Here is a 1,825-nt window from a genome sequence, read left to right as displayed (position 1 = left end):
GGTCTTCAACCGWCCACCGGTCAACGCCTTCAATTGCCAAGGCTGGGCCGATATTGCCAGCGAGATCGAGGGCCTGGGCCACAACAGCGATGTGCGGGTGATCGTGATCCGTGCCGAAGGGCGCGGCTTCTGTGCCGGAGTCGATATCAAGGAACTGGCGGCCGACGGCAACCTGATCGTCGCGGTGAACAAGGGCAACTACGACAGCTTCAAGGCGATCCACCGTAACCCGAAACCGGTGATCGTGGCCGTGCACGGCTTTGTGCTGGGCGGCGGCATCGGTATCTGCGGCGCCGCCGACATCATCGTCGCGTCCGAGTGCGCCACCTTCGGCGTGCCGGAAGTGGATCGCGGGGCCATGGGTGGTGGCGCGCATTTGCAGCGCCTGTTCCCGGTGCAGAAAGTCCGCCACATGTACTTCACCGGCGAGGCCATCGACGCCGCCGAGGCTTACCGCCTGGGCGCGGTGGAGCGGGTGGTCAAGCGCGAAGACTTGCGCGAAGCCGCGTTGCAGATCGCCCGCACCATCGCCGCCAAGAGCCCCGGCATGATCAGCCTCGCCAAGGAAGCGCTGAGCGGCATCGAAGACGGCAATCTGGAAGACAAATACCGCTGGGAGCAGGGCTTCACCCTCGAAGCCTACCGCTCACTGGACTCTCAGGAAGCACGCGACTCGTTCGTCGAGAAACGCGATGCCCGATTCAACGGCTGAAGGCATATCCATGGACCTGACCTATACCCCGGCCCAGCAGGCCTTTCGTGCCGAGGCACGGACCTGGCTGGCGGCCAATGTACCGAGTGAACCGCTGCAATCGTTCGACACAGAACTTGGCTTTGCCCAGCACCGTGCCTGGGAAGCCAAACTCAATGAAGGCCGTTGGGGCATGGTCACATGGCCGACCGAACTCGGCGGCCGTGGCTGCGACCTGATCGAGTGGCTGATTTTCGAAGAGGAATACTACCGTTCCGGGGCGCCGGCGCGGGTCAACCAGAACGGCATCTTTCTGCTCGGCCCGACCCTGATGGAGTACGGCAGCGCAGAGCAGAAGGCGCGATTCCTGCCGCGCATGGCCACCGGTGAAGACATCTGGGCCCAGGCCTGGTCCGAGCCGGGCGCCGGTTCCGACATGGCGGCGATTCGCTCCAAGGCTGAACGGGTTGGCGACCATTACGTGATCAACGGCCAGAAAACCTGGTCGACCCGCGCGGTGTGGGCTGATTGGGCGTTCGGTATTTTCCGTACCGACGCGCAGTCCCAGCGTCATCACGGCCTGACCTTCATCCTGCTGCCGCTGGACACGCCGGGTATCACCGTACGGCCGATCCCGCAGCTCAACGGTTTGCCAGGTTTTGCCGAGATCTTCTTCGACGACGTCAAGGTGCCGGTGGAAAACGCCCTCGGTGGCGAAGGCATGGGCTGGCACGTGGCGATGTCCACCGCCGGTTTCGAGCGCGGCTTGTTGCTGCGTTCACCGGCGCGCTTCCAGGAAACCGCCAAGCGTCTGGTGCAGCTGTATCTGGCCAATCGTGAACACGCCGACCGCGACCCGGCCATCGGCGAAGCGGTGATGCGCGCCTGGCTGGATGCCGAGGCCTACACCCTGAGCACCTACATGACCGCCTCGCAACTGGTACAGGGCGGCAAGATCGGGCCGGAATCGTCGACCAACAAGATCTTCTGGTCGGAACTCGACCAGCGCATGCACGACACCGCCATGAGCATTCTCGGAATGCGTGGCGAGCTGCTGCCCGATGCCCCGGCCGCCGGTGACGTCGGCCATTGGCTGGAAGGCTTCCTGTTTGCCCAGGCCGGGCCGATTTACGC

Annotated in this window: 2 protein-coding genes; both read left to right on the top strand. The window is 64.2% G+C overall.

What is annotated here, in order from left to right; all coding sequences use genetic code 11:
- On the top strand, positions 1-712 hold a 712-nt coding region (locus ACXRVY_RS26965), incomplete at its 5' end, for an enoyl-CoA hydratase family protein (protein ID WP_458238724.1).
- A gap of 10 nt (positions 713-722) precedes the next feature.
- Positions 723-1,825 (top strand): acyl-CoA dehydrogenase family protein (locus tag ACXRVY_RS26960; RefSeq protein ID WP_458238725.1); only part of this gene is annotated, 1,103 nt, incomplete at its 3' end.

This window comes from Pseudomonas sp. P5_A2_2, assembly GCF_054177685.1.
The sequence above is the reverse complement of the archived record's forward strand: the minus strand, read 5'-3'. Positions and strand labels throughout refer to the sequence as shown.